Below are 3715 nucleotides of genomic sequence, written 5' to 3'. Positions count from 1 at the left end.
GCTCAGATCGATTTTTCCATTCCCTTCAACGGGAAGTTTTCCGTTCGGGCAGAACCGGGAACGGGAGACACTTGACGCTATATTATAAGTATAGACGGCATCTTGTCGAACCAGAAAGATAACCGTGCCTTTCTTTTGAGCACCAATTTTGTCGAGCAATTCAACAAACGAGAGATTTTTTGTCAAGTCGTCTCTGCGGACTCTTAAGTCTTTCGCCGGTCCATCTAATACCACGATTCCATTTTTTGTGCATTCAATAAATGTGGGGTTGAGATCAACTCCTGAGCCCCCGGGTTGAATTCGGACCTCGGCGGCTACCGGGTTTTCCCGTTTGTTTAATTCCACTTTCAGTTTTTCAATTTCTTTTTGCAGTTCCATCGGATCATCCTTGATCTCTTCGATGCGTTTGGACAATCGATTTGCTTCGGCCAGCAGTTTTACCTTTTCTTTCGGACTGATATCGTCTGGAATTTTGTTTTTTTCCTGCTTGATTTTTTTTAATTCTTCCAGAGCTAAAATCAGTTCGCGATTCAATTTTGATAAATCCTCAATCTGGCTTTTCACCTGATCGAGTTCCTGCTGTTTATCGGTAATTTTATTCTGCTGTTGCTCAAATTCTTCAACGCGTTTCCATTTATCGTCCTGATTATCCATCTGACTCAGCGCCATGGCAGTGATCATGAGTGTCAGAACACCAATGACGCAAGCTAGAATACTTAGAAACGGAAATAGCGAGACCGTTTCTCCCTCACTTTTCTTCTTTTTGGCCACGTTATCGCACTTTCCTTGATCCGCCGAAGAAGCCCCATCGTTTACGTGGTGCTTCGACCTGCTGAATCAGCACCTGCTTTTCTCCCAAGTCAGACAAAACTGTATTGAGACCATTTAACCCCTGTTGCACGCCGCTGAACGACTGTGACAAAGTATCAGCAGCTTGGGCCATTTCAGCGGCATCTCCATTTAACTTATCCAGATTTTCTGCATGAGCCGTCTGGAGCTCAGACATTTTTTGTTCGACGTTTTCCATCTGTTCGACCACCGAATGATGTTCTGTCGTCAATTTGTCGATGACCTGTTGTACTTTTTCGAGTTGTTCTTCCTGTTGAGCACGAATTTTATCATCGATTTTTCCCCAGGATTTCATCACCTGCTGTGACAGGGTACTGCCAATGCCCTCCAGTTTCTGGGTCCAGGTCTGCAATTCCGCATGATGATCGGCCATTGCTTTATCGATCGTACGCTGGATCAGACGGCGATGGTCTCTTTCATCTCCACTGCTGACATGATCACTCTCTTTCAGACGTTTTAAAAGATTTTCATTGCAATATTCATCTACCCAGTTCAATAAATCCTCTTCGGACTTCTGCATGGAACTACTGGGAAACATCACCAGCATACTCATCACCAGCGCGACTAGTGTCGTATCAAACGCAGTGGATAATCCGCCTGTCACATTACCAAGAGATGCTTTCAGAGCGGAGATGTCCGCGGCTTTATCCATGCCCCCAGAGAAGCCACCCACTGCGGTACCAATTCCGATGACCGTACCAATGAACCCTAAAATCGGAATCGCCCAGATGAACACCTTGAGCATGGTATAGCTGGAATCGATGGAAGTAGCATCAATTTCAGACTGGGATTGTAAGCGGTTAGAAACCTCTGCACTGCTTTTCAAGACACTGAAATGTTCTAACCCTCGAAGAACCCGGTTTACCAGAAAACTTTCACGCGGGTCAACGGGCAGGTTTTTGACATGCTCGATGAATTTGGCAACGGTCTTCTCCGAAATCTCTTCGGAGATATCCGTCGGCAGCGTATCAAACAGCATCGAATCCTTCTGTTTAGCCAGCTTGCGGGATTTCAAAATCAGAATCGTGGCAGACCAACTCATTAAAAAGACCAGCGCGAATGGTACCCAGCCCCGGTCCAAAAACAATTCCCCGAGGTAATATTTCCGGAAGGGAAACATCAGCACGATAAATACGACAGAAGCCCCTATGGCAATCATACCACTCTTGGAGAGACTGACTTCGGTTCCATCCGCCCAGCCGCTGGATACGGTTTTTGATCCTGTCCGGCTGCTGGATGTTTTTGTGGAGTGTGTTGCGGTACTTGAGGCGGAAAAATCAACCGACGTATCAATAACCGGAGTTTCCGGCTTTTTAACCAGCATCGTGTGTTGGCAATACGGGCAACGAACTTTTTTGCCAATATTTTCATCACGAACTTTGAGTTTTTTAGAACACTTTTCACAGGGAAACTGGAAATACATGAAAGGAACCCCAGGGTGCAGTAAACCTTAGTATAGAGCCGCGATTAATCTGACAACTCATTGAATCAATCTCATAAATATAGTCTATCCAAGCAGGCATTATCCCAAAAGCCAATAGCCTGTCACATTCTTTGAATCTGGCGAAAGAGCTTGTATTTCCAGCAACTGTGAGTCAGAGTGGAGTCTGGATTGCATTCCATTAGCATGACTTCAACGATTCTGGTTTCAGAACATTTCCACGCTTGTTTATCGAGTTCTAAATTCGCCGGAATTCACGAGATACGTTCTGTTTGTTATAATCAAGGTAGTTTGAAGTACTAACGTGATTTAGATTCGAGTAAGGATAAATTCCTTAATCTAGAAATTTGAGATATGTCAACCGATGCAGCTGCAGCTAAGAACCTCTATTGGGCCGGTTTTGATTTGGGCGGTACAAAAATGCTGGCCAAAATATTTGACTCTCAATACAAAACTCTAGGGAAAAAACGGAGAAAAACCAAAGGGCATGCAGGTGTTGAACTGGGCTTGGAGCGTATGCTTCAAACCATTCATCTGGCATTAGCAGAAGCCGAATTGAAGCCCGATCAACTAGCGGGAATTGGTGTTGGCTGTCCTGGCCCACTGGACCTCAAAGAAGGTGTTATTTTTGAAGCCCCCAATCTAGGTTGGTATGATGTTCCCGTTAGAGATGTTCTGCAAAAAGAATTCGGTTGTCCCGTTGTCATCTGCAATGATGTCGATGCCGGCGTCTATGGCGAATACTGCTTCGGGGCTGCTAAAGACGCTTCCTCTACCATTGGCATTTTTCCTGGCACAGGGATTGGCGGAGGAGCCGTCTATCATGGCCAGTTAATTCAGGGTAATAAAAGTTCCTGCATGGAAATTGGTCATACCAAAGTCTTGCCCGATGGTCCGGAATGCGGTTGTGGCCAGTATGGTTGTCTGGAAGCGCTTGCCAGTCGATTGGCAATCTCAGCAGCAGCCGCTCAGGCAGCCTATCGTGGGGATGCCCCCGCACTCAGAGCAATGGCAGGCACAGACCTGTCCGACATTCGCAGTGGAATCCTCGCTTCTGCTATTGAGAAAGGGGATGAAAGTGTTATGAACATCATCCTGCGCGCAGCGGAATATATTGGAATTGCAGCCGGAAATATGGTCCATACGTTTTCGCCCGAAATTATTGTACTGGGTGGCGGTCTGGTTGAAGCAATGCCCGATCTCCTCGTAAACTCAGTTGCTGAGGCTACACGCAAAAATGTTATGCCGACTTTCAAGGATTCGTTTAAAGTCATCGCTGCCCAGTTGAAGGATGATTCTACGGTAATGGGAGCTGCGGCCTGGGCACAAAAAATGATTCAAGAAACGACAGCATTGAAAAGTGATCCTAATCCATGAATGCTAAAAACCCTCTACCCGCTGAGACTACTGCCAGTGCCAGTCGCC

The 3715-nt window shown here is 46.0% G+C and carries 3 protein-coding genes; 1 reads left to right on the top strand and 2 read right to left on the bottom strand.

Features of this window, described 5'->3' with window-relative positions:
* Both Q0668_RS25005 and Q0668_RS25000 read right to left on the bottom strand, forming a co-directional pair.
* A partial coding sequence (locus Q0668_RS25005) for a hypothetical protein (protein WP_298869284.1) occupies positions 1–771 on the bottom strand: 771 nt, incomplete at its 3' end.
* 1 nt (position 772) lies between these two features.
* Positions 773–2272: a MotA/TolQ/ExbB proton channel family protein gene (locus tag Q0668_RS25000; protein WP_298869283.1), complete on the bottom strand. Its 1500-nt coding sequence runs from the start codon at positions 2270–2272 to the stop codon at positions 773–775.
* Between the two features lie 372 nt (positions 2273–2644).
* On the opposite strand from Q0668_RS25000, the gene Q0668_RS24995 reads away from it, so the two are divergent.
* Positions 2645–3667, top strand: a complete 1023-nt coding sequence (locus Q0668_RS24995; RefSeq protein ID WP_298869282.1) for an ROK family protein — start codon at positions 2645–2647, stop codon at positions 3665–3667.
* Positions 3668–3715: the final 48 nt, after the last annotated feature.

The organism is uncultured Gimesia sp. (assembly GCF_937910335.1).
Lineage (GTDB): Bacteria > Planctomycetota > Planctomycetia > Planctomycetales > Planctomycetaceae > Gimesia.
Note: the sequence above shows the minus strand (reverse complement) of the source record. Positions and strands in the feature narration are given on the sequence as shown.